Here is a 20,501-nt window from a genome sequence, read left to right as displayed (position 1 = left end):
CCGAGCACGCACGGGTTGTACGCGTCCCCGGCGTCGCCCGCGAGGAGCCCCCACGCCTTCATGGCCGGGGTGTTGTCGACGAGCGTGAGACGCAGCTGGAGATCGGCCGAGGAGCCGGGCTTCATCGAGTCGATCGTGGTCGGGTGCTCCTCCATCTGGTCGAGCTCCTGCCACGGCGCGCCGTCGCGCGACCACTGGACCGTCATGAAGTGCTGGCGGTCGTTGGTGGCGTCGAGGCGGAACAGCATCAGGGGCCGGACCGTCAGGGTGCGGTCGGTACTGTTGGCGACGGTCACCGTGAAGTCGGTGGTCGTCCCGGCGACGATCTTCTGCGGCAGGCCCTTGGCGAGGACGGTGAGGCCGTCCGTGCGCACGCACTCCTTGGCGGCGTCGAGCGCGGCGTGGGCGCTCTTCTTGTCCTCGGCGGCCTTCGTCTCCGCGTCGGCCAGCACGCTGTAGTCGCGGGCCGCCGCGACACGTGCGTCCTGGACCGCCTCGCCCGCCTTGTCCCGCTCGGCCTTGGCGTCCCGCTCGGTGGCGGCGGCGGTCTCGGCGGTGGTGCGGGCGGTGTCCAGCTCCGCCTGCGCGGCGGCCTTGTCGGCCTCGGCCGCGGACTCCAGCTTCTCCTCGGCGGCCGTGACGGCGTCGTCCGCCGCCTTCCGGTCGTCCTCGGCCTTGGTGTACGCCTTCTCGGCCACGAGGTACGCGGCGCGCAGCGGGTTGGTGTCGTCGTGCTGGAGGGCGTCGAGCAGCGCCCTCAGCTTCTCCAGGCCCGTCTTCTTGGCCTCGGACGCCTTGTCGTACGCCGCGTCCGCGTCCTCGGCGGCCTTCTTCAGCTCGTCGTAGGTCGGCCGGGCCGTCTCGTCGGCCGCCGTGGGCGCGGCGGCGAACGCCGGGGCGGCGGTCAGGCAGAAGGCGGGGACGATCGCGGCGGTGGCCACGGCGAGGGAGAGTGTGCGGCGTATGTTCACGGGCAGGATCGTACGATCATGAACGACTTCGGGCCGGTCCTTTCCGCGCCGTCCGACGCGTGGCGCCGACCACCAAACCCGCCCATAAACGGGCAGTTGCTCTCGCCGACTGTGTTTTTTCTGTGAGGTACCCGACCTTGTACCCGGCCTTGTCACGCGCCTGCCCCGGTGAGGAGCGCGGCCGTCTCGGGGTGTGGGCCGTTGTGCGCCCATTGCAGGGGCGTCCAGCCGGTGCCGTGGTCCTCGCGCCGGTTCGGGTCCGCACCGTGTGCCAACAACACACGTATCACCTCGGTGTGCCCCCAGCAGGCGGCGGCGCACAGGGGTGTGCCGTCCGCGCCGATCCCCTCGCTCTCGGCGTCCGGCGCCGCGCCCGCCGCCAGGAGGAGGCGGACGATCTCCGCCTCTCCTTGCACGGCCGCGCTGTAGAGGAAGGTGGTGCCTTCGCTGTTCGTCCACTCCGGGTCGGCCCCGGACCGGAGTACCGCCCGCGCGTCGGCCGGGTCGCCGGACCAGATCGCGTGGAAGAGGCGACGGGTGAGCTTCTTCCGCTTGCGCTGCTTCATGCGGCGGGACGTTAGCCGATCCCGCCCTCGCCCCCGCCTCAGGCCCGTCCCCGGGGCCTCGCGTCAGGTCTCGCCCCCGCCCCCGGGCCCGTCCCCGGGGCCTCGCGTCAGGTCATCGAACCCACCACGACCGCAGTGCACACGAAGGTCACCGCGACCGTCACGAGCATGGCGAACAGTGTGCCGCGCAGCCACCGTGCGAACCGGACGTGGTGCGCCGCCTCCACCGCGCCGACGCTCTCGGCGATGTGCTCGGTCACCATGCGGGCCACGTATATCTGCTCCCCGAGGTACCACTCCTCGATGTCCCTCTGCTGCTCGTACGTCAGTCCGTCCGTGTCCGCGATGAAGGCGGCGACGCGTTGCCGCGCGGCGCTCAGGCGGGCCTCCCGGGACAGATACGCCTCGATCTCGGCCAGACCGCGGGCGGCCTGGTCGCCGGTGCGGGCGGCGGGCTTCCGGACGATGTCGTCGTTCACGGCGTACTCCTAGAGAGGCGAACGGATCCGGGGAGGTCCCCCACTCCTTCGACAGAACCGGGAGCCGATTCGTGACATGCCGGGTACGACGCTACGCGGACATGGCCGGAGCCGCCTGCGCACGCGGGCAACCAACGTGTCACACGTCCGGGGTCCGCGAACGTGTTGCGGCCCGGCGCCGCGCAGGCGGACGTCGAAGCGGTCCCGGCCGCCGCGAACCCGGAGAGGCGCCCGTCCAAGCCCGGCGGGAACAGCACGGCTGCCCCGCGCTGTTGCACCGCGTGGGGCAGCGGCACCGTCGTACGTCCGCCGCGCCCCCGTACCGAAAGACGTATGTCCGCAGGAGGACTGTTCCATGACTGACCGGCCGTTGACGCTCACGGCTGTGCACGCCCACCCCGACGACGAGGCGACCAGCACCGGTGGCGTCTTGGCGCGCTATGCGGCGGACGGCGTCCGCACGGTGCTCGTGACCTGTACCGACGGCGCGTGCGGGGACGGGCCGGGAGGGGCGAAGCCGGGCGATCCCGGCCACGATCCGGCGGCCGTCGCCGCGCTGCGCCGGCGGGAGCTCGAGGCGAGCTGCGAGGTCCTCAAGATCAGCGACCTGGAGATGCTCGACTACGGCGACTCCGGGATGATGGGCTGGCCGAGCAACGACGCCCCGGGCGCCTTCTGGCAGACCCCCGTGGACGAGGCCGCCGCCCGGCTCGCGGAACTCATGCGCCACTACCGCCCCGACGTGGTCGTCACCTACGACGAGAACGGCTTCTACGGCCACCCCGACCACATCCAGGCGAACCGCATCACGATGGCCGCGCTGAAGCTGGCCGACCTGTCCCCCAAGGTGTACTGGACGACGATGCCCCGCTCGGGCATGCAGCGGTTCGGCGAGATCATGCGCGAGTTCGGCGAGGACATGCCGGAGCCGGACCCCGCCGAGGCCGAGGCGCTGGCGGAGATCGGCCTGCCGGACGACGAGATCACCACGTGGGTGGACACGACCGCGTTCAGCGGGCAGAAGTTCGACTCGCTGGCCGCGCACGCCAGCCAGGGCGAGAACATCTTCTTCCTCAAGATGGGCAAGGAGCGGTTCGGCGAGCTGATGGGCATGGAGACGTTCGTACGGGTCCAGGACACCACCGGCGCGCCGCTGCCCGAGAACGACCTCTTCGCCGGACTGCGCTGACCGGCCCGGCCCACGGGCCTCTCTGGCCGCGCGGTCGTCGCCCACGGGCCCATCTGACCGCGCGGTCGTCGAGCGCAGCCGCACCTGACCCGGTGGTCGTCGCCTGCAGCCGCACTTGACCGTGCGGTCGTCAGTCGCGCGACGACCGCTCGGCAAGCAGCCGGTGCAACTCCTTGACGCGGGGCACCAGTTCGTCGACCGGCCCCTCGACGGTCACGTGCGGCGCGACCTCCTGGATCGGCAGGGCGCGCACCGGCGCCTCCGGGCGGCCCCATTCGGCCAGCCACTGGCCCAGCTGGGCCGAGGAGGCGACGTACACGATGCGGCCGAGCCCGACCCAGGCGTGGGCCGCCGCGCACATCGGGCAGTGCTCGCCCGAGGTGTAGACGGTGGCCGCGCGCCGCTCCTCCGGGGAGAGGTGCTCGGCCGCCCACCTGGCCAGCTCGAACTCGGGGTGGCGGGTGGCGTCCCCGCCCGCGACCCGGTTGTGGTCCTCGGCGCGGACCGCGCCCGTGCCGTCCACGAGCACGGAGCCGAACGGCTCGTCCCCGCTCTCCAGGGCCTCGGCGGCCAGCTCCACGCAGCGGCGCAGATGTGCCGACTCGCTCGCGTCCATCGCGGTCCCTTCTCCTCGTCCGTCGTCGGGATCGCGTCGATCGTCGCATGCCGCACCGCCGGCAACGGCTCGACCCGGACGTGTGCCGGTGACACCTTGTCGCCTACCCTCGTGCGGAGAAGACCTCGTGTGAGGGCATGTGACCGCATGTCCGTCCACTCCAAGGAGGCGATGGTGCTCGGACGCGGCACACGTCTGTTCGCGATCGCCATGGCCGCCCTCTGCATCGTGCTCATCGGCCCGAGCGCACCGAGCGGCGCCCTCATCGCCAAGCCGCTGCCCGCCGACGCCGCCCAGGGCATCGTGCCGAACCGGGTCCTGACGTGGAACATCTGCAACCCGTGCGGGAGCGGGCAGAACATGGGCCGGGCCGCGGAGATCGCCACGTACGCGCCGCAGGTGTTCGGCCTGCAGGAGGCATGTGTGCGTGACGTCGAGAAGATCCGCGACTACCTGGAGGTCTTCTACGGCCTCGTCTACGAGGTCGAGTACGGGTCGGTCCTGCGGAACTGGAACCGCTGCGGCGGTCTGCCGTGGCAGGGCGGCGCGTACGGCCAGGCCATCCTCTCCGCGGCGGCGATGACCGATCACGTGAACGTGGAGTACCCCGACGGCGGCTCCGAGGACCGCGGGTACATGGCCGTCACGACCAAGGTGGGCGGCCGGTCCGTCCGCGTCTTCAACACGCACTTCGCCGAGCGGCAGCAGCCTGACATCCGGGCGGACCAGGCCCGCGTGCTCGCCGCCGAAGTCGCCCGTCACGACCACACGATCGTCCTCGGCGACTTCAACGCCGTACCGGACGCCTCCGAACTCCGCCCGATGTGGCGACTGGCCGAGGACGCCGATCCGGCGTGCCGCCCGTTCCCCGACGGCGGCGCCTGCGAGCCGACGACCGACTGGCAGAGCAAGTTCGACTACATCTTCCTGCGCGGCATCGCTCCGCTCACCCACCAGGTCCGCCCGAGCCCGTACTCGGACCACCATCCCCTGCACGCGGAGATCGATCCGGCGTGGTGACCCGAACGGCCCGGAACGTCCGGGCCGGTGAGTACCGCCCGCGCCAGTAGGTACCGCTCACGCCAGTAAGTACCGTCCACGCTGGTAAGTACCGCCCGCCCGCCCCGCCCCTGACCCAGGCTTGCTACGCTTCGGCTGCCTTCCGTGGGGGAAGCCGGTGCGAGTCCGGCGCTGTCCCGCAACGGTGTGCGTGGCCTGTTCCGTCCGAGTGCGGGCCCGCGAGTCCGATCACCCACGGCAGGTGTGCGACCCGTCGACCGCTCGCCGTGGACTGCGAGCAGGGACCGCCGAAGCCCTCCCGGCCTTCAGGTGCCCTGCGTTGCAGCCGTGGCGCCGACCCGGAGGATGTGCGCCCGCTTTGCTCCGCACCGCCGCTGCCCCTGCCCGCACGGGTGTCGCCCGTACGCGCCGGGGACACCTGCCCACCGTCCCGCTGGTCATCGCGCTCGCGCTCGTCCTGGTGGTCTCGCTGGCGTGCGGGGTCGCGCTCGGCGCCACCGGGATGAGCTGGCGGCAGGTGGTGCGGCTGATGTGGGCCGGGCTCAGCGGCGGCAGCCTCGGCAGCGCGGACGCCGGGGCCTACACCATCGTGTGGGAGATTCGCTTCCCGCGCGTCGTCCTCGCGGCCGTCGTCGGCGCGGGCCTCGCCTCGGTCGGCGTCGCCGTGCAGGCGCTGGTGCGCAACGCCCTCGCCGACCCGTTCGTGCTCGGCATCTCCTCCGGCGCCGCCGTCGGGGCCAACGCCGTCATCCTGTTCGGCGCGCTCGCCGGGCTCGGCGTCTGGGCGCTCTCGTTCTCCGCCTTCCTCTCCGCGCTCGCCGCGACCCTCGTCGTCTACGCGGTGGCCCGCTCCCCGCTCGGACTCAGCCCGCTGCGCCTGGTCCTGACCGGCACCGCCCTCGCCTACGGGTTCCAGGCCGTCACGACCGTCATGGTGTTCAGCGCGGAACGGGGCGAGGCGGCGCGCGCGGCCATGATGTGGCTGCTCGGCAGCCTGGGCGGGGCCACCTGGCCGAAGGTGCCGCTGGCCGCCGCGACCGTGGTGGCGGGCTGGCTGTGGCTCAGGGTGCGGGCGGGCGCGCTCGACGCCCTCGCGATGGGCGACGAGACGTCGGCGGCGCTCGGCGTCCCGCCCGACCGGCTGCGGCGCGAACTGTTCGTCGTGACCGCGGCGGTGACCGGCACGGTCGTCGCCGTGAGCGGGGCCATCGGCTTCGTCGGTCTGATGGTGCCGCACCTCGTGCGCATGCTCGTCGGCGCCTCGCACACCCGCGTCCTCGCCGTCGCGCCGCTCGCCGGGGCCGTGCTGCTCGTGTGGGCCGACGTGTTGTCACGGGTGCTGCTCGCGCCGACCGAACTGCCCGTGGGCGTGGTGACGGCCGCGCTGGGTGTGCCCGCGTTCCTGCTGCTGATGCGGCGCGGCGGCCATGCGCTCGCCGGGCGCTGAGCCAAGCACCCGCCCAAGAGGCCCGTCCAAGAGGCCCGTCAAAAAGGTTCGTCAAAAAGGTTCGTCAAAACAGAGGGAGAAGACACGTGCGGCTCGACGTCGAAGGTGTGTCGGTCGAGGTGGCGGGTGTACGGCTCGTCGACGAGGTCACCCTCGACGTGCCCGCCGGCACCTTCGTGGGGCTCGTCGGCCCCAACGGCAGCGGAAAGTCGACCCTGTTGCGGTGCGTGTACCGGGCGCGCCGCCCCGACGCCGGGCTCGTCAGGGTCGACGCCGAGGACGTGCACCGCATGGCCCCGCGGGCCGCGGCACGGCTGCTCGCCGCGCTGCCGCAGGAGTCGGCCGCGGACTTCGACTTCACGGTCACCGAGGTCGTCGCGATGGGCCGCCTCCCGCACCGCGACCGCACCGCCGCCCGCGACCGGGAGCTCTGCCGGTACGCGCTGGAACAGGCCGGGGTGGCACACCTCGCGACACGTGGCTTCCTGTCGCTCTCCGGCGGCGAGAAACAACGTGTGCTGATCGCCCGCGCGCTCACCCAGGAGCCACGCGTCCTCGTCCTGGACGAGCCCACGAACCACCTCGACATCGCCCATCAGCTCGATGTGCTGCGCCGGGTGCGGCTCAGCGGTCCGACCGTCCTCGCCGCCCTGCACGACCTCAACCTCGCCGCCGCCCACTGCGACCTGCTGCATGTCCTGCACGGCGGCCGGGTCGTCGCCTCCGGTCCGCCGGACGAGGTCCTCTCCCCCGCGCTGCTCGCCGACGTCTTCGGCGTACGGGCGCACCGGGTGCGCCACCCGGAGACCGGCGCGACCCAGTTCCTGTTCGACCAACTCGCCCCCTGACAACCCTCGTTCCCTGGATGGCTCCTGTGCGCAGACTCGTCTCCACCGCCTCGCTCGGCCTCGCCGCCGCCCTCACCCTCACCGCCTGCGGAGCGGACGTCGCGTCCGACTCCAAGAGCGCCGCCTCGCAGGCGGTGACCCTCACCAACTGCGGCAAGAAGGTCACCTACGACCAGCGCCCCGAGCGGGTGGTGACCAACGATGTCGGCATCACCGAGCTGATGTTCGCGCTCGGCCTGGAGGACCGTATGGCCGGGTACGTCATGCCCGCCGACAAGGGCGCCACCGACGACCTCCCGTACAAGGACGCGTACGACAAGGTGAAGTGGCTCGGCAAGGACCGCGTCACCAAGGAGATCGCCCTCGACGCCCGCGCCGACCTCGTCTTCGCGGGCTGGAACTACGGGTTCAACGAGAACACGCTGACCCCGGACGAGCTGCACAAGGCAGGTGTCGACACGTATCTGCTCACCGAGTCCTGCCGCAACGCCGTCACCGGCACCTCGCGCGGGATCATGCCGCCGCTCGACGCGCTCTACACGGACCTCGACAATCTCGGCCGTCTCTTCGGCGTCGAGGAGCGCGCACGGAAACTGGTCGCGGAGTACAAGGCGCGGGTCGCCACCGTACGGGCCAAGTCCCCCACGGACGACGCGGACAAGCCCTCGGTCTTCCTCTACGACAGCGGCCAGGACCAGCCGTTCACCTCGGGCCGCTACGCCGCGCCGGAGCAGATCATCAGCGAGGCCGGGGGCGTCAATCTGCTGCACGATCTCAAGGACTCGTGGACGACGGTCGGCTGGGAGACGGTCGTGAAGCGGAACCCGGACGTCGTCCTCATCAACGACTACGGTTCGACGAGCGCCGCGCAGAAGAGGAAGTTCCTGCTCTCGTACCCCCCGCTGCGGAACGTCTCCGCGATCAAGAACCGGCGGATCTACACCCTGGACTACGCCGACCTCGTCGAGAGCCCGCGCAACCCGTCGGCCATCGAACGGCTCGGCGCGTACCTGCGCGAGAACACCGGCCGTTCCTGACCCGCGCTGCCCGGGACACCGGTGGAATCGCCGATGCCGACGCGCCGCGGCCGCCTCGACACTGCGGGCGCAGCCCCTTGGGGACCCGTACGTCACGGAGGCACCTCGTGCGCACACTCGCCCGGTCGTCCCGGCGGTCCGTCACCGCCACCGCGTTGGGGGCGCTGCTCTGCGGCGCCCTCCTCACCGCTCCCTCGTCCGCCGCCGCGGCGGCCGCGGGCCCGGCCGTCACGCTGCCGCCCGAGGGCAGCCACGGCTTCCCGTTCCTCGCCGCCGCAGAGGACCTCGGCTCGTTCGGCTACACCGAGCGGGAGTACTTCCTCTCGGGCACGGCCACCTCGTACGCCAAGTCGGGCCTGTGGGGCTCGGACGGCCGGTGGAAGGTCCGCGCGTCGGGCACCGCCGACTACAAGAGCCGCCTGCTCGTGCGCCGCCCCGCCGACCCGGCGAAGTTCAACGGCACGGTGGTCGTGGAGTGGCTCAACGTCAGCGGCCAGCTCGACCTCTCCCCCGACTACTGGTTCCAGCGCGACGAGCTGCTGCGCCGGGGCTACGCCTGGGTCGGCGTCTCGGCGCAGGCCGTCGGCGTCAACGGCGGCCTCGGCCAGATCAAGGGGCTCAAGGGCTGGGACCCGGCCCGCTACGGCAGCCTCGTCCACCCCGGCGACGCCTTCGCCTACGACATCTTCAGCCAGGCCGGGCAGGCGCTGCGCGCCCCGGACGGGCCGGACCCCCTCGGCGGTCTCCCGGTCAGGACGCTCCTCGCCGACGGCGAGTCCCAGTCGGCGGGGTTCATGACCACGTACGTCAACGCCGTGCACCCGGTGGCCAAGGTCTACGACGGCTTCATGGTGCACAGCAACAGCGCGATCGCCTCCCCGATCAGCGGCGTGCTCGCCGACACCCTGCTGATGCCGAACCCGTCGCGGATCAGGACCGATCTGTCGGAGCCGACGTTCGTCGTGCTCACCGAGACGGATGTGCCGGGCGCCGCGGCCGCCCGGCAGCCCGACACCGGCAGCGTCGTGCACTGGGAGCTGGCCGGTACCGCGCACGGCGACCAGTGGGCCTACGACCTCGGCAACCCGACCGTGCGGAAATCGGCGGGCGCCGCGGCGCCGTCACCCGACTGCGCCGCCGGTTCCGCCCCTTCAACGACGGCCCCGGCCACTGGTCGATGAACGCGGCGCTGCGCCATCTCGACGCCTGGGCGCGCGGCGGCCCGCGACCGCCGAGCGGCCAGTACTTGAGCACCGTCCTGCGCGACCCGGCGACCGGCCTGGCCACGGGCGGTGTCCGGCTGCCCGACGTCACCGTGCCCACCCGTACGCTCACCGGGTCGCGGTCCACCACGGACAGCGGGGTCTTCTGCGGCCTCTACGGCGCCCGCGACCCGTGGAACGGCGACGCCGACGCCTGGGACCGGCACGACGAGGGCGACCCGTCCGACCCGCGCCTCCCGGCCACGACCGAGCCCGTGCTCAGCCGCCTCTACCCGACCCACGCCGGCTACGTGGCCAAGGTCCGCGCGGCCGCGCAGGCGTCCGTCGACGCCGGGTACTTGCTGCCGGAGGACGCGGAAGCGATCGTCACCGCCGCACAGAACTCGGACATCGGCGGCTGACCCGTACACCTGTGCCTGTACCCGCGCCCGCGACTATCCCCACCTCTGCCGGTCCGTCCGCCCACAGCGGGCGGGCCGCAGTCCGTCGGCGCCGTCCTCGACGCAGGCGCCCGTCGCCTTGCTTGCCAGGCCCACGGACTCGTCCGGCCATGCCTTGACCGACCATGTTCCGGCCGGCGATTCGGCGCAGCCCCCGACGCGCAGCACGTTCGCCCCGCTGTTCAGGCAGGAGCCGGTGGCATGGTTGCGGATCTGGAAGGCGCCGTGCGGCAGGGCGCGGACCGTCCACCTCTGGTAGCTGAGCCCGTTGCACGGATAGGTGCGCAGGCCGTGGTCGAGGCTGTGGTCCAGGCAGTGCCCGGTGGCCCGGTTGATGAAGGGGCGCACCGCCTCCGACCGGCCGGGCCGGTCGCCGAGACCGACGACCGCCGCGGGCCCGGCGGATTCCGGCGCAGGGTCCCGGTCGGGCATCGCCAGGAGCAAGGTGAGGAGCGCGCCGAGCAGCCCGCCCGCGAGCACACCGAGGAAGGTGACGGGCCAGCGTCCCCGCAAGCGGGCCCAAGGGGCGGCGCGTACGGGCGGCGGCTCAGGCCGTTGCTGTTGCTGTTGCTGTTGCCGTTGCTGTTGCTGTTGCTGTGGCCGTTGCTGTTGCTGTTGCTGTGGCTCCTGATCGCCCGACGTCCGCACCCGTACCGGTACGACCGCGGTGACCTGCGGCGCCTCGGGACCGGCGGCGCTCTGACACCGGTCGGCGGCCTCCCACAGCGTCCGGTACGCGACCGGGTCCGCGCCCAGCGCCCGGCACAGGTCCCTGACGGTGGACCACGGCGGAACCGTGCTGCCGCGCAGATAGCGCGAGAGCGACGAGTCACTGATCAGTACCTCGGCCTCCAGGGACCGCAAGGTCCGCCCGGAGCGCTGCTGCAGGGCGCGCAGCGCCGCGCCCAACCGCTGCGCCGGAGCGACCGTCCCCTCACCCTGTCCGTCGGCCATCGGCGTGGCCCTCCCCGTGTCCGTGACGGTGCTTCAGCGGGCCGTCCCCCGTCCCGGGATGGCGATGTCCCAGCAGGTCGGAACGATAGGGATCCCGACATCCGCGAAGCAACCGGGACGACCTTGCACAGCCGTTCCGGACCGCCACAAACTGCAGTCGTCCCGCCCCGCAGGCCCTCTTCGTGAGGCACCGGACGGCCGGACGAACCCCAACCCGAGAACGACCAAGGAGCACGTATGCGCAAGCCACTCAGGAACGCCGCGACCGCCCTCACCGCGACCGTGGGGGCCCTCCTCCTCGCGGTGGCACCGGCCCACGCCGACCCGGACTGGCCCTTCCCCAACGATTGCGAGCGCCACGACTACAAGGCGTACGTGACCTGGGACGGCGAGGGCGGCATGGCCCGCTTCACCTACGACCACACCGACGGCGAGACCAAGAACTTCTACCGCAGCACCTGGGAGAACAGCGGCCTCGCCATCGGCAACGGCTGGGCCAGCTGCATCAACACCCACCAGGAGTAACCACCGGACCGCCGCGGCCCGCCCGGGGGGAATGGAGCGGGCCGCGGCTTCCTACACGTACGGCTCCGGGCGCGTACCGTCTCAGTGGCGTACGCGCCCGGCCGCCCGCGTTCTCACCCGCCTGGGTTTCCATCCGAACGGATGACGGGCGAAGGGCCGGCCTGGTAGCGCACCGTCAGCCGGTCCAGGCCGCGGGCGCGCAGCGAGCGCCGCCAGGGGGCGGCGTCCTCGGTGTCCGCGTCGAGTTCGAGCCGCGGGAAGCGGTCGAGCAGGGCGCGCAGCGCGATCTCCGTCTCGGCGCGGGCCAGCGGAGCGCCGAGGCAGTAGTGGATGCCGTGCCCGAGGGCGAGGTGCCCGGCCGTGTCGCGTCCGACGTCCAGGCGGTCGGGGTCCGGGAACCGGCGGGGGTCGCGGTTGGCGGCCGACAGCGACAGCAGCACGGTCTCGCCCGCCTTGACCGGCACGCCCCCGATCTCCATGTCCTGCGTGGGGAAGCGGCGCAGCGCGAGGAGCGCGGGGCCTTCGTAGCGGGCGGCCTCCTCGACGGCGGCCGGGATCCTCGTCGGGTCCTTGCGCAGGGAGGCCAGTTGTCCGGGGTGCTGAAGCAGCGCCCAGACGGCGTTGCCGATGAGCTGCACGGTGTTCTCGAACCCCGCGACGAGGATGAGGAAGGCCAGGCTCAGGAGCTCGTCCTCGGACAGCCGGCCGTCCTCCGCGTCGTGGGCCGCGATCAGATCGGACAGCAGATCGTCCTTCGGGCTGTGGCGTTTGACCTCGATGAGCTCGACGAGGAAGGCGAGCATGGCGCCGATCGCCTTCTTGCCCGCCTCCGGCCGGTCCGGGTCCGGCGCGAGCAGCGCCTGCGCCCACCCGCGGAAGTCACCGCGCCGGTCCGCGGGAACGCCGAGCAGCTCGCAGATCACGGAGATCGGCAGCGGCGCGGCGTAGGCGGCCATCAGGTCGGTGCTGCCCTGCTGCCCGAGGGTGTCGAGGAGACCGTCCGCCATGGCACGCATCGGCGCGCGCAGCCGCTCGACGCGGCCCGGTGTGAAGGCCTTGCCGACCAGACGCCGGATACGTGTGTGGTCGGGCGGGTCCATGTTCAGCAGGTTCGCGTCGAGGGCGGGCGGCAGGCGCAGCCCGTGGTAGTTGCCCGGGAGCGCGTTCCGCTTGTCCAGCGACAGCCGCGGATCCGCGAGCCCGGCCCGTACGTCCTCGTAGCGGGTGACGATCCAGGCGGGCTGTCCGTCGGTGCCGCTGATCCGGTGCACCGGCGAGGACGTCCGCAACGTCTCGTAGGCGCCGTACGGGTCGGTGATCAGCGCGTCAGCGAGGTCCATGCCGTCACCTTAGATGTCCGCCATCACCTGAGGTGTCCGCGCGCCCGTGGTGCGGTTCAGGCGGACGCCCCGCTGTCGACGACCAGGTCCGTGCCGACCACCGCGCCGGCCGCGGGTGAGGCGAGGTAGAGCACCGCGGCCGCCACCTCCTCGGCCTCCGCGACGCGGCCGAGCGGGTTCTCCGTCTTCATCCGCTCGGCGCGGTCGGCCTCCGTCTCGCCGGGCCGCAGCGACATGGGCGCGGCGGCGGCCCCCGGGGAGACGGCGTTGATCCGGACGCCCTGGTGGATGTGGTCGAGAGCGGCGGCCCTGGTCAGCGCGGAGACCGCCGCCTTCGAGGTGATGTACGCGGCGGCGTTCGGGATGCGCCGGTGCGCGCCGAGGTTGGAGGCGATGTTGACGATGACGCCGCCGCCGTTGTCCTTCATGTGCGCGATCTCGTGCTTCATGGCCAGCCATACGCCGGTGACGTTGGTCCGCAGCACCGCCTCCCAGTCCTCCTCGCTCACGTCACCGACGAGCCCGGAGCCGCGCAGGATGCCCGCGTTGTTCACCGCGATGTCGAGCCCGCCGAAGCGCTCGACGCCCCGGCCGACGAGGCGACGCAACTGACCGGAGTCGGTGAGATCGGCGGTGACGGCGACGGCCGTACCGCCGTCCGCCTCGATAAGCCCGACCGTCCCGTCGAGGGAGGCGGCGGTGCGTCCCGCCGCGACGACGTTCGCGCCCTCGGCGGCGAAGGCGAGCGCGATGGCCCGGCCGAGCCCGGACCCGGCACCGGTGACGAGAACGTTCTTGCCGACAAAGCGATTCATGGCCTTGACTCCTGTACGTGTGTGCGGTGGTTGTTGTGAGGTCGGGTGATTCAGAGGCTGGGTGGGTCAGAGGCTGGGTGGGTCAGTGATCGGCGCGGTGGATGAGGACGGCCGCGGCGGCGAGAGCCGCTCCCGTCGCGGCGAGGGACGACGTGTCGTCGCCGAGCGAGAGCAGTACGGCGAAGAGGACGGTCGGCCCGCACTCCATCGCCGTGTTCAGCACACCGCCCGCGAGCCCCGACTCCCGCGGCGGCACGTCCTCGCTCGCGAGCACCGCGGCCCCCGCGAAGGAGGCGGCGGCCCCGGCCGGCAGCAGCACCAGGCCCGGCAGCAGCGCGTACGCGTACGGCGTCTGCGCGTCGAGCCCGGTGCACGCCAGGAGGACGAGCCCCGCCGCGCCCGCGCCCAGTCCGGCGGCGGTGACGACCCCGGCCCCGTACCGGCCGATGAGTGGTCCTGCCACGCGGCCCGAGACGAGCAGCGCGACGGCGAAGGGCACGAAGACGGCCGAGATGCGCAACTCCGACCAGCCGCGCGCCTCTTGCAGGTGGAGGGAGAGCACCACGAAGGTCAGCGCGGTCGCGCAGGCGCTGAGCGCGATGGCCGCGAGCGCGAGGGCCCGCCGCCGTACGAGCAGGAAGCGGGGCGGCAACAGCGGGTCGCGGGTGTGCCGTTCGGCGTACCAGAACGCTCCGAGCAGCGCGGTCCCGCCGAGCAGCGGCGCGAGCACACCCGCCGAGGACCACGGGCGGTCGTCGGTGACGACGAGCCCGTAGCTGGCGAGGGTGATGCCGGCGGTGGCGAGCAGCGCGCCCGGCAGGTCGAGCGTCCTGCCGCGGTCGGGCACGGTGTCCGGCAGCAGCCGGGGTGCGAGAGCGAGGGCCGCGAGCGCCACCACGAGGGGCACGGCGAAGGTCCAGCGCCAGGACAGTGCCGCCGTGATGACCCCGGACAGCAGGTTGCCCGCGGTCGCCCCGAGCACCGAGAGCCCGCCCCACGTGGCCATGGCCTTGCCGTACGCGGCGGGAGAGCCGAAGACGGCGCGCAGGACGGCCATGGCGGCCGGGGCGACTAGGGCGGCGCCCGCGCCCTGCGCGAAGCGCGCGGTGAGCAGGGTGCCGATGCCGTAGGCGAACGGGGCGGCGGCCGAGGCGGCGGCGAAGAGGACCAGTCCGGCGGTGAGGACGCGCCGCCCGCCGTACCGGTCGGCGAGACGCCCGCCGAAGAGCAGGAGGCCCGCGAAGGGCAGTCCGTAGGCGGCACTGAGGAGCAGCAAGTCGTCGCGTTGCAGGCCGAGTTCGCGTCCGATGTGAGGAAGCGGTACGACGATCGCGGCGAGCGTGAAGATGAGCGCGGCTTGGACGCTGCCGAGGAGGACGAAGGCGGAGCGGGGGTGTGCGGTGGCGACTTGTGCGTTCTCGGCGATGGCCATACGTCCCCCTGTTTTTGACCGTTCAGTCCATTATCGAGTCACGCAGCCATGCAGTTCATGCAGTTCATGCAGTCATGAGATTGAGCAGTTCATGCAGTCATGGGGTTACGCGCGAAGGGAAGCCGAACGGCCTGCCGCCGCCCCACGGTCGCCTCAGTCGAGGAGCGTCAGCGCCTGCTCGGCCGCGTCCCGCACGCGGGCGGGGTCGTCCGACGCCTTGCCGACGACGCGCACGCCCTGCAGCAGAACGAGCAACATCCGGGCCAGCGCCCGCGGATCGCGGTCCCGCGCCAACTCCCCCTGCGCCTGCGCCCGTACGAGCGCGGAGTGCAGCGGCGTCTCGATGTGCTCCCAGCTGAGCTCGACCTTGCGCGCGGCGGCGGGGTCGTGCGGGGCGAGTTCGGCGGCGGTGTTGGTGACGAAGCAGCCGCTCTGCCGCTTGTCGGGCGAGGCCGCCTCCGCCGCGAAGCGGCGCACCACCGCCCGGACCGCGGGCAGCGCCGGGCCAGGCTGGGACAACTCGGCGAGCAGCAGCGGGTCGCGCGACTCGACGTACCGGTCCAGTGCCTTCAGGTACAGCTCGCGTTTGGTGCCGAAGGTCGCGTAGAGGCTGGCGCGCCCGATGCCGAGATGCTCGACGAGGTCCGCCACCGACGTCGCTTCGTAGCCGCGGCGCCAGAACAGCTCGAGAGCCGACTGCAGCGCGGCGTCCGGATCGAATTCCTTGGTCCTGGCCACGACGAGAACACTAAGAGTATCGAGAACGATCGGTCAAGTATGGCGTTACGTGCAGCAGTTGACTCCATGGCCCGCTTTCTTGACGGGGGCGGGCGCCGCCCCGGCGTGCTGATGTACCCGGACGGTTTCGGCATCCGGCCCGTCCTGCGTGACATGGCCTGCGAGCTGGCCGGTCACGGGTACTACGTACTCGTCCCCAACAGCTTCTACCGGCACGGTCCGGCCCCGGTCGTCGAACTGCCCGCGCACATCGGTGCGGACGCCCGCGACCACGTCATGGTTCGGCTGATGCCATTGATCGAGGCGCACACCCGCGAACGCGCCCTGACCGACGCCGCTGCCTACCTCGACTTCCTGACCGCCCGGCCTGAGGTCGCGGCCGGGCCGGTCGCGATGACCGGCTACTGTTTCGGCGGCCTTCTGGCGGTGCGGACCGCCGCGGCACACGCCGGACGGGTGGCCGCCGTGGCCGCGTTTCACGCGCCCGTGCACGCCGACGGGCCGGAACTGCTCGCACGGCTCAAGGCGCAGGTCCACTTCGGGCACGCCGAGGGAGACCTCACACCTGAGGCGCTCGCCGAGCTCAACCACGTGTTGGACGCGGCAGGTGTCGAGCACACCTCCGAGATCTATCCCGGCACCGTCCACGGGTTCACGATGTCGGACACGGACACGTTCAGCGCCTCCGGGCTGCGACGTCACTGGGAGCGGCTGCTGCCCTTGCTGGGCCGGGGCCTCACAGCGAGCCGAGCCAGTCGGTGAGGAGCCGGTTGACCTCGTCGGGGCGTTCCTGCTGGATCCAGTGGCCGCACCCGTCCAGGAGGTGCGAGGAGACCAGGCCGGGGAGGGTGGTGGGATAGGCGTCGATCGCGTCGGCCATCCAGGTCGTGGAGGCGTCGAGGGCGCCGCCGATGAAGAGGGACGGCTGCTCGACCGGGGCGCCGGTGTACTGGGCGAGGTCCTCCCAGTCGCGGTCCATCGAGCGGTAGCGGTTGAGCGCGCCGGTCATGCCGGTGCGCTCGAACTCCCCCGCGTACACGTCGAGATCGTCCTCGCTCAGCCATGCGGGCAGGCGGCCGGCCGGGAAACGATCGCGGAGCCGTCCGCCGTCGCGGGCGACGAAGTGCGGATCGGGCTGGTCGGGGCCGGGCATCGTGTCGGCCGACAGTGCCGCGTAGAAGCCCGCGAGCCAGCCCCGCACATCGGGCTCCATCTCCGCCTCCGCCCGGCCCGGCTCCTGGAAGTACGAGACGTAGAACTCCTGGTCCCCTCCCATCCGGGCGAAGACCTCCGTGGGGCGCGGGCCGCCCGGAGGCGCGTAGGGAACGCTCAGCAGCCCCACCGCGCTGAACACCTCGGGGTGGAGCAGCGCGGAGGCCGCTGCGATGTTCGCGCCCCAGTCGTGCCCGACGATCACCGCGGACTCCGCACCGAGGGCGCGCACCGCGGCGACGTTGTCCTCCACGAGCTCGACCATGCGGTACGCGTGCGCCGCCTCCGGCCTGGACGACCGCCCGTATCCGCGCACGTCGATCGCCACGGCCCGGTACCCAGCCGCGGCGAGGGCCGGAAGCTGGTGCCGCCACGAGTACCAGGACTCGGGAAACCCGTGCACGAGCAGCACGAGCGGCCCACTGCCCTGCTCGACCAGATGCAGGCGCCCTGCCGGGGCCTCGACGGTGCGGTGGTGAAGGTCGGCGGACGTCGTGCGCGGCGACATGGTCACTCCTCGGCTCACGTGGGGCGGCGGGGCCTGCCTGTGTGCCGATCATGCGGTGGGGACGGGGGTCTTCGCGACCTCGGTTGCCGAACCGGCAAATGTCGCGCCGATGTCCGCGCGGAGGATGTACTCCACCTTCTCGAACGTCTCCAGGAAGGCGGAGTCGCTTTTCCTCACAAACTTCGTCAGTGCGGGGAACACACTCATCGTCAGACGTTGGTCGCCTACGAACTTCGGACGTGCGTCCTCGTACTCGGTGACAACTCTCTGCAAGCCCTCGGCCAGATCGCTGAACAGCTTCTGCAGGGTCCCGGCCTGCTTGAACAGATCGTCCCGCGTGCGCACCATGCGGGCGAACGTCGCAAATTCGAGCTGGAGGCCACTGATCGCCACCATTTGAGCGTCGTACTCGGCGACGAAGACGACGGTCTCCCCACCCCCTTTTTTCCGGCCGAGGGCCCGCGCGGCGAGAAGGCGCCTGGCCTGCACGACGCCGTTGTGAGCAGCGGTCGCCCGTTGCAGCAGGGAGTCGAGAACCTCTCGCTCGTGCGCTGCCTTGTCACGATGTCGGGCATGCTCCCTGCCGACTCGTTCCTGGCGCTCTTGGTAGGCGGAGACGAGATAGGTCAGCACAGCGCCACCGAGCACTACAAGCATGACCTCCAGCAGAGTTGCATGCAGCACGAAAAGTGACGTGTCCTTTTTCGCATTCCAGGTGAAACCGAATCCGATGCCGGCGGCCGCGCCAAGGACACCGAAAGTGATCCACAACCTGTGTCGGTACTGACGCAGCCGTTGCTTCGCCGGATCTCCCGCAGGTCGCGTTTCGCCGTACGACTCGGACATCGCGATCACCGCCAAGACGGCTCAAGGTCCATTGGAAAGCCCCGGCGGCCCCCTCGCCATGCTCCTCCACTCCACCGAAGGTCGGTAGCCCCGTTCAGACCGGCTGCCAGATAAGGGCCAGTGCCGCGTCCGTGAGGACCTCCTCGGGGTGGCCCGCCGCCGCGAGGTGGCCGTCGTGGAGGAGGAGGCAGGTGTCGGCCAGGCGGGCGGACGCCAGGTCGTGGGTGGCCTGGACGATGGTGACGCCGTCGGCGACGAGGTCGGTCAGGAGTGTTCCGATCAGCTCTCTGGCCTGGGGGTCAAGGCCCGTCGTCGGTTCGTCGAGGAGCAGGAGGTCCGATCCCTGGGCCAAGCCCTGGGCGATGAGGGCGCGTTGGCGCTGGCCGCCGGAGAGTTCGCCCAGTTGGCGTGGGGCCAGGTCGCCGATGCCGAGTCGGCCGAGGGCGGCGTCCACCGTGGCGCGGTCGGCTCGGGTCAGGCGGCGCCAGGGGCCGCGCTCGGCCCAGCGGCCCATCTCGACCGTCTGCCGCACGGTGAGCGGCAAGGCGTCGGCGACGGCCGCGCGTTGCGGCACGAAAGCGGGCGCCGGTCGTCCGTCCTGGTGCCGGACCGTTCCTGATGTCGGCCGGATCACACCGGCCAGGACGCCGAGCAGCGTCGACTTGCCGCTGCCGTTCGGACCGACGAGAGCGGTGGTCGCCAACTCCGGTATGTGCGCGTCGAGTTCGTGGAGCACCGGGCGGCCCGGGTAACCCGCACACAGGTCGGCGACATGGATGCGCGGGCGGGAGGAGGGCGGCGAAGAGGGCGGGGCGGACGGAACAGCCGGTTTGTTGAACATGATTTTCATTGTAGTGTCCTCGCCGTGGACTGGTTGACGACCCCTTTCGAAGTGACATTTGTGCAGCGCGCCCTGTGGGGCGGAATCCTCGTGTCCGCGATCTGCGCACTGGCCGGCACCTGGGTGGTGCTCAGAGGCATGGCCTTCCTCGGGGACGCCATGAGCCATGGGCTGCTGCCCGGTGTGGCACTGGCCGCGCTGTCCGGCGGGAACCTGCTGATCGGGGCGGTGGCGAGCGCCGCCGTCATGACGGCCGGGGTCACGGCGCTCGGGCGGGCGCCGAGGCTGTCCCAGGACACCGGGATCGGGCTGCTGTTCGTCGGCATGCTCTCGCTCGGCGTGATCATCGTGTCGCGGTCGCAGTCGTTCGCCGTGGACCTGACCGGGTTCCTGTTCGGGGACGTACTCGCGGTCCGCGAGCAGGACCTGATGCTGCTGGCCGGGGCGCTCCTCGCGGCCCTCGCGGTGTCGGTCCTGGGCCACCGGGCCTTCCTGGCCTTGGCGTTCGACCCGCGCAAGGCGCGCACCCTCGGGTTGCGGCCGCGCCTCGCGCACGCCGTGCTGCTCGCCCTGCTCGGCCTGGCGATCGTCGCGTCGTTCCACATCGTCGGAACGCTGCTGGTCCTCGGCCTGCTCATCGCCCCGCCCGCCGCTGCCCTCCCCTGGGCGCGCAGCGTGCACGGCGTCATGGGGCTCGCGGCACTGACCGGGGTCGCCGCCACGTTCGGCGGCCTGCTCCTGTCCTGGCACCTCGGCACCGCCGCCGGGGCAACGGTCTCGGCCCTCGCCGTGAGCCTGTTCTTCCTCTCCCACGTCGCCTCGGGCCTACGACACCGCCGCCCGCGCCCGACCACCGACGCCACCCCGTACCCGACTATGACCGAACGAAATCCGAGGCGATCTTCTTGACCGTCGGAACCCCACACACGACGCTGACCCGCGCCCTCAGGGCCTCGACCGCGCTGACCCTCGCCGCCCTGCTCGTCACCGGTTGCGGTGCCGGGGGCGATACCGGTGACGGCGATGACTCCCGGCCTGCCGCCGGCACCGCGACACCCCGCCCGCACGGCTACGTGGAAGGCGCGAAGGAGGCCGCCGAGCAGCAGGCCCGTCTTCTGCTGAACGATCCCGGCAGCGGGGAGACCCGCGTCCTCGACCTCATCACCGGCAAGGTGACCCGTACCGAGCGCACCAAGGGCGCTCTGCGGCTCGGCACCGACGGACGCTTCGGCTACCTGCACACGTCGCGGGCGACACACGTGCTCGACAGCGGGTCCTGGCTGGTCGACCACGGGACCACGTCCACTACTACCGTGCCGCGATACGTGACATCGGCGAACTCCCCGGCAAGGCCGCCGCGGAGGTGCGCAGCGACGCCGCCGTGACAGCGGCCACCGGCGAGGACGGACGCGCCGTCCTCTACGACCGCACCGCGCTCGACCAGGGCACCATCA

21 protein-coding genes, 2 pseudogenes and 1 riboswitch are annotated in these 20,501 nt (G+C 71.9%); of the genes and pseudogenes, 11 read left to right on the top strand and 12 right to left on the bottom strand.

The window, feature by feature from the left end:
- From N5I75_RS04230 to N5I75_RS04220, 3 genes and pseudogenes are all read right to left on the bottom strand, one after another.
- Window positions 1-971: pseudogene (locus N5I75_RS04230) on the bottom strand (hypothetical protein); the annotation flags it as partial.
- A 152-nt stretch (window positions 972-1,123) separates the two neighbouring features.
- Window positions 1,124-1,537 (bottom strand): ankyrin repeat domain-containing protein, encoded by a 414-nt coding sequence (locus tag N5I75_RS04225; protein ID WP_476674405.1) that lies wholly within the window; start codon window positions 1,535-1,537, stop codon window positions 1,124-1,126.
- A 107-nt stretch (window positions 1,538-1,644) separates the two neighbouring features.
- Window positions 1,645-2,016 (bottom strand): hypothetical protein, encoded by a 372-nt coding sequence (locus N5I75_RS04220; protein ID WP_476674403.1) that lies wholly within the window; start codon window positions 2,014-2,016, stop codon window positions 1,645-1,647.
- A 355-nt stretch (window positions 2,017-2,371) separates the two neighbouring features.
- Here N5I75_RS04220 and N5I75_RS04215 point away from each other — a divergent pair, with 355 nt between their 5' ends.
- A complete protein-coding gene (locus N5I75_RS04215) occupies window positions 2,372-3,205 on the top strand; it encodes a PIG-L family deacetylase (protein ID WP_476674401.1) in 834 nt (277 codons plus the stop codon).
- Window positions 3,206-3,335: 130 nt separating this feature from the next.
- Here N5I75_RS04215 and N5I75_RS04210 read toward each other — a convergent pair whose 3' ends face one another.
- Window positions 3,336-3,821 (bottom strand): nucleoside deaminase, encoded by a 486-nt coding sequence (locus N5I75_RS04210; protein WP_476674399.1) that lies wholly within the window; start codon window positions 3,819-3,821, stop codon window positions 3,336-3,338.
- Window positions 3,822-3,968: 147 nt separating this feature from the next.
- On the opposite strand from N5I75_RS04210, the gene N5I75_RS04205 reads away from it, so the two are divergent.
- From N5I75_RS04205 to N5I75_RS04180, 6 genes are all read left to right on the top strand, one after another.
- On the top strand, window positions 3,969-4,841 hold the full coding sequence (locus N5I75_RS04205) for an endonuclease/exonuclease/phosphatase family protein (RefSeq protein WP_476674397.1): 873 nt from the start codon (window positions 3,969-3,971) through the stop codon (window positions 4,839-4,841).
- A gap of 125 nt (window positions 4,842-4,966) precedes the next feature.
- A riboswitch (cobalamin riboswitch) is annotated at window positions 4,967-5,095 on the top strand.
- Between the two features lie 104 nt (window positions 5,096-5,199).
- A complete protein-coding gene (locus tag N5I75_RS04200; protein WP_476674395.1) occupies window positions 5,200-6,288 on the top strand; it encodes a FecCD family ABC transporter permease in 1,089 nt (362 codons plus the stop codon).
- 86 nt (window positions 6,289-6,374) lie between these two features.
- Window positions 6,375-7,136: an ABC transporter ATP-binding protein gene (locus N5I75_RS04195; RefSeq protein ID WP_476674393.1), complete on the top strand. Its 762-nt coding sequence runs from the start codon at window positions 6,375-6,377 to the stop codon at window positions 7,134-7,136.
- A gap of 26 nt (window positions 7,137-7,162) precedes the next feature.
- On the top strand, window positions 7,163-8,173 hold the full coding sequence (locus N5I75_RS04190; protein WP_476674750.1) for an ABC transporter substrate-binding protein: 1,011 nt from the start codon (window positions 7,163-7,165) through the stop codon (window positions 8,171-8,173).
- A 107-nt stretch (window positions 8,174-8,280) separates the two neighbouring features.
- Window positions 8,281-9,354, top strand: a complete 1,074-nt coding sequence (locus N5I75_RS04185; RefSeq protein WP_476674391.1) for an alpha/beta hydrolase domain-containing protein — start codon at window positions 8,281-8,283, stop codon at window positions 9,352-9,354.
- Window positions 9,351-9,797 (top strand): alpha/beta hydrolase domain-containing protein, encoded by a 447-nt coding sequence (locus tag N5I75_RS04180; RefSeq protein ID WP_476674389.1) that lies wholly within the window; start codon window positions 9,351-9,353, stop codon window positions 9,795-9,797. The genes N5I75_RS04185 and N5I75_RS04180 overlap by 4 nt, the downstream gene beginning before the upstream one ends.
- A gap of 33 nt (window positions 9,798-9,830) precedes the next feature.
- On the opposite strand, the gene N5I75_RS04175 is transcribed toward N5I75_RS04180, so the two are convergent.
- Window positions 9,831-10,790: a helix-turn-helix domain-containing protein gene (locus tag N5I75_RS04175; RefSeq protein WP_476674387.1), complete on the bottom strand. Its 960-nt coding sequence runs from the start codon at window positions 10,788-10,790 to the stop codon at window positions 9,831-9,833.
- A 237-nt stretch (window positions 10,791-11,027) separates the two neighbouring features.
- Here N5I75_RS04175 and N5I75_RS04170 point away from each other — a divergent pair, with 237 nt between their 5' ends.
- Window positions 11,028-11,315, top strand: a complete 288-nt coding sequence (locus N5I75_RS04170) for a hypothetical protein (RefSeq protein ID WP_476674385.1) — start codon at window positions 11,028-11,030, stop codon at window positions 11,313-11,315.
- Window positions 11,316-11,428: 113 nt separating this feature from the next.
- Here N5I75_RS04170 and N5I75_RS04165 read toward each other — a convergent pair whose 3' ends face one another.
- The 4 genes from N5I75_RS04165 to N5I75_RS04150 all read right to left on the bottom strand — a co-directional run bounded on the left by N5I75_RS04165 (window position 11,429) and on the right by N5I75_RS04150 (window position 15,640).
- On the bottom strand, window positions 11,429-12,655 hold the full coding sequence (locus N5I75_RS04165) for a cytochrome P450 family protein (protein WP_476674383.1): 1,227 nt from the start codon (window positions 12,653-12,655) through the stop codon (window positions 11,429-11,431).
- Window positions 12,656-12,711: 56 nt separating this feature from the next.
- Entirely contained in the window at window positions 12,712-13,470 is a 759-nt protein-coding gene (locus N5I75_RS04160; protein WP_476674381.1) for an SDR family NAD(P)-dependent oxidoreductase, read from the bottom strand.
- 82 nt (window positions 13,471-13,552) lie between these two features.
- On the bottom strand, window positions 13,553-14,902 hold the full coding sequence (locus tag N5I75_RS04155; RefSeq protein ID WP_476674379.1) for an MFS transporter: 1,350 nt from the start codon (window positions 14,900-14,902) through the stop codon (window positions 13,553-13,555).
- 153 nt (window positions 14,903-15,055) lie between these two features.
- Window positions 15,056-15,640: a TetR/AcrR family transcriptional regulator gene (locus tag N5I75_RS04150; RefSeq protein ID WP_476674377.1), complete on the bottom strand. Its 585-nt coding sequence runs from the start codon at window positions 15,638-15,640 to the stop codon at window positions 15,056-15,058.
- A 66-nt stretch (window positions 15,641-15,706) separates the two neighbouring features.
- On the opposite strand from N5I75_RS04150, the gene N5I75_RS04145 reads away from it, so the two are divergent.
- Entirely contained in the window at window positions 15,707-16,402 is a 696-nt protein-coding gene (locus N5I75_RS04145) for a dienelactone hydrolase family protein (protein ID WP_476674375.1), read from the top strand.
- Here the strand turns inward: N5I75_RS04145 and N5I75_RS04140 are convergent.
- The 3 genes from N5I75_RS04140 to aztA all read right to left on the bottom strand — a co-directional run bounded on the left by N5I75_RS04140 (window position 16,377) and on the right by aztA (window position 19,056).
- Window positions 16,377-17,360 carry an alpha/beta fold hydrolase gene (locus N5I75_RS04140; RefSeq protein ID WP_476674373.1) on the bottom strand — a complete coding sequence of 328 codons (984 nt, stop codon included), beginning with the start codon at window positions 17,358-17,360 and terminating at the stop codon, window positions 16,377-16,379. The genes N5I75_RS04145 and N5I75_RS04140 overlap by 26 nt on opposite strands.
- Window positions 17,361-17,408: 48 nt before the next feature.
- Entirely contained in the window at window positions 17,409-18,221 is an 813-nt protein-coding gene (locus tag N5I75_RS04135) for a hypothetical protein (protein ID WP_476674371.1), read from the bottom strand.
- 79 nt (window positions 18,222-18,300) lie between these two features.
- Complete coding sequence (aztA, locus tag N5I75_RS04130) at window positions 18,301-19,056, bottom strand: zinc ABC transporter ATP-binding protein AztA (RefSeq protein WP_476674369.1); 756 nt, start codon at window positions 19,054-19,056, stop codon at window positions 18,301-18,303.
- Between the two features lie 15 nt (window positions 19,057-19,071).
- On the opposite strand from aztA, the gene aztB reads away from it, so the two are divergent.
- Both aztB and N5I75_RS04120 read left to right on the top strand, forming a co-directional pair.
- Window positions 19,072-19,956, top strand: coding sequence for a zinc ABC transporter permease AztB (aztB, locus tag N5I75_RS04125; RefSeq protein ID WP_476674367.1), 885 nt, complete (start codon window positions 19,072-19,074; stop codon window positions 19,954-19,956).
- 23 nt (window positions 19,957-19,979) lie between these two features.
- Window positions 19,980-20,501, top strand: a pseudogene (locus N5I75_RS04120) (hypothetical protein); the annotation flags it as partial.

The organism is Streptomyces sp. R818 (assembly GCF_056172735.1).
This window is presented reverse-complemented; position numbering and strand designations above follow the sequence as displayed.

What these genes read in the sequence shown, in the direction of transcription:
- N5I75_RS04160 (WP_476674381.1), bottom strand. Translation starts at nt 13,470, where the DNA reads ATGAATCGCTTTGTCGGCAAGAACGTTCTCGTCACCGGTGCCGGGTCC.
- N5I75_RS04155 (WP_476674379.1), bottom strand. Translation starts at nt 14,902, where the DNA reads ATGGCCATCGCCGAGAACGCACAAGTCGCCACCGCACACCCCCGCTCC.
- N5I75_RS04145 (WP_476674375.1), top strand. Translation starts at nt 15,707, where the DNA reads ATGGCCCGCTTTCTTGACGGGGGCGGGCGCCGCCCCGGCGTGCTGATG.
- N5I75_RS04210 (WP_476674399.1), bottom strand. Translation starts at nt 3,821, where the DNA reads ATGGACGCGAGCGAGTCGGCACATCTGCGCCGCTGCGTGGAGCTGGCC.
- N5I75_RS04170 (WP_476674385.1), top strand. Translation starts at nt 11,028, where the DNA reads ATGCGCAAGCCACTCAGGAACGCCGCGACCGCCCTCACCGCGACCGTG.
- aztA (WP_476674369.1), bottom strand. Translation starts at nt 19,056, where the DNA reads ATGAAAATCATGTTCAACAAACCGGCTGTTCCGTCCGCCCCGCCCTCT.
- N5I75_RS04175 (WP_476674387.1), bottom strand. Translation starts at nt 10,790, where the DNA reads ATGGCCGACGGACAGGGTGAGGGGACGGTCGCTCCGGCGCAGCGGTTG.
- N5I75_RS04225 (WP_476674405.1), bottom strand. Translation starts at nt 1,537, where the DNA reads ATGAAGCAGCGCAAGCGGAAGAAGCTCACCCGTCGCCTCTTCCACGCG.
- N5I75_RS04215 (WP_476674401.1), top strand. Translation starts at nt 2,372, where the DNA reads ATGACTGACCGGCCGTTGACGCTCACGGCTGTGCACGCCCACCCCGAC.
- N5I75_RS04140 (WP_476674373.1), bottom strand. Translation starts at nt 17,360, where the DNA reads ATGTCGCCGCGCACGACGTCCGCCGACCTTCACCACCGCACCGTCGAG.
- N5I75_RS04180 (WP_476674389.1), top strand. Translation starts at nt 9,351, where the DNA reads ATGAACGCGGCGCTGCGCCATCTCGACGCCTGGGCGCGCGGCGGCCCG.
- N5I75_RS04165 (WP_476674383.1), bottom strand. Translation starts at nt 12,655, where the DNA reads ATGGACCTCGCTGACGCGCTGATCACCGACCCGTACGGCGCCTACGAG.
- N5I75_RS04205 (WP_476674397.1), top strand. Translation starts at nt 3,969, where the DNA reads ATGTCCGTCCACTCCAAGGAGGCGATGGTGCTCGGACGCGGCACACGT.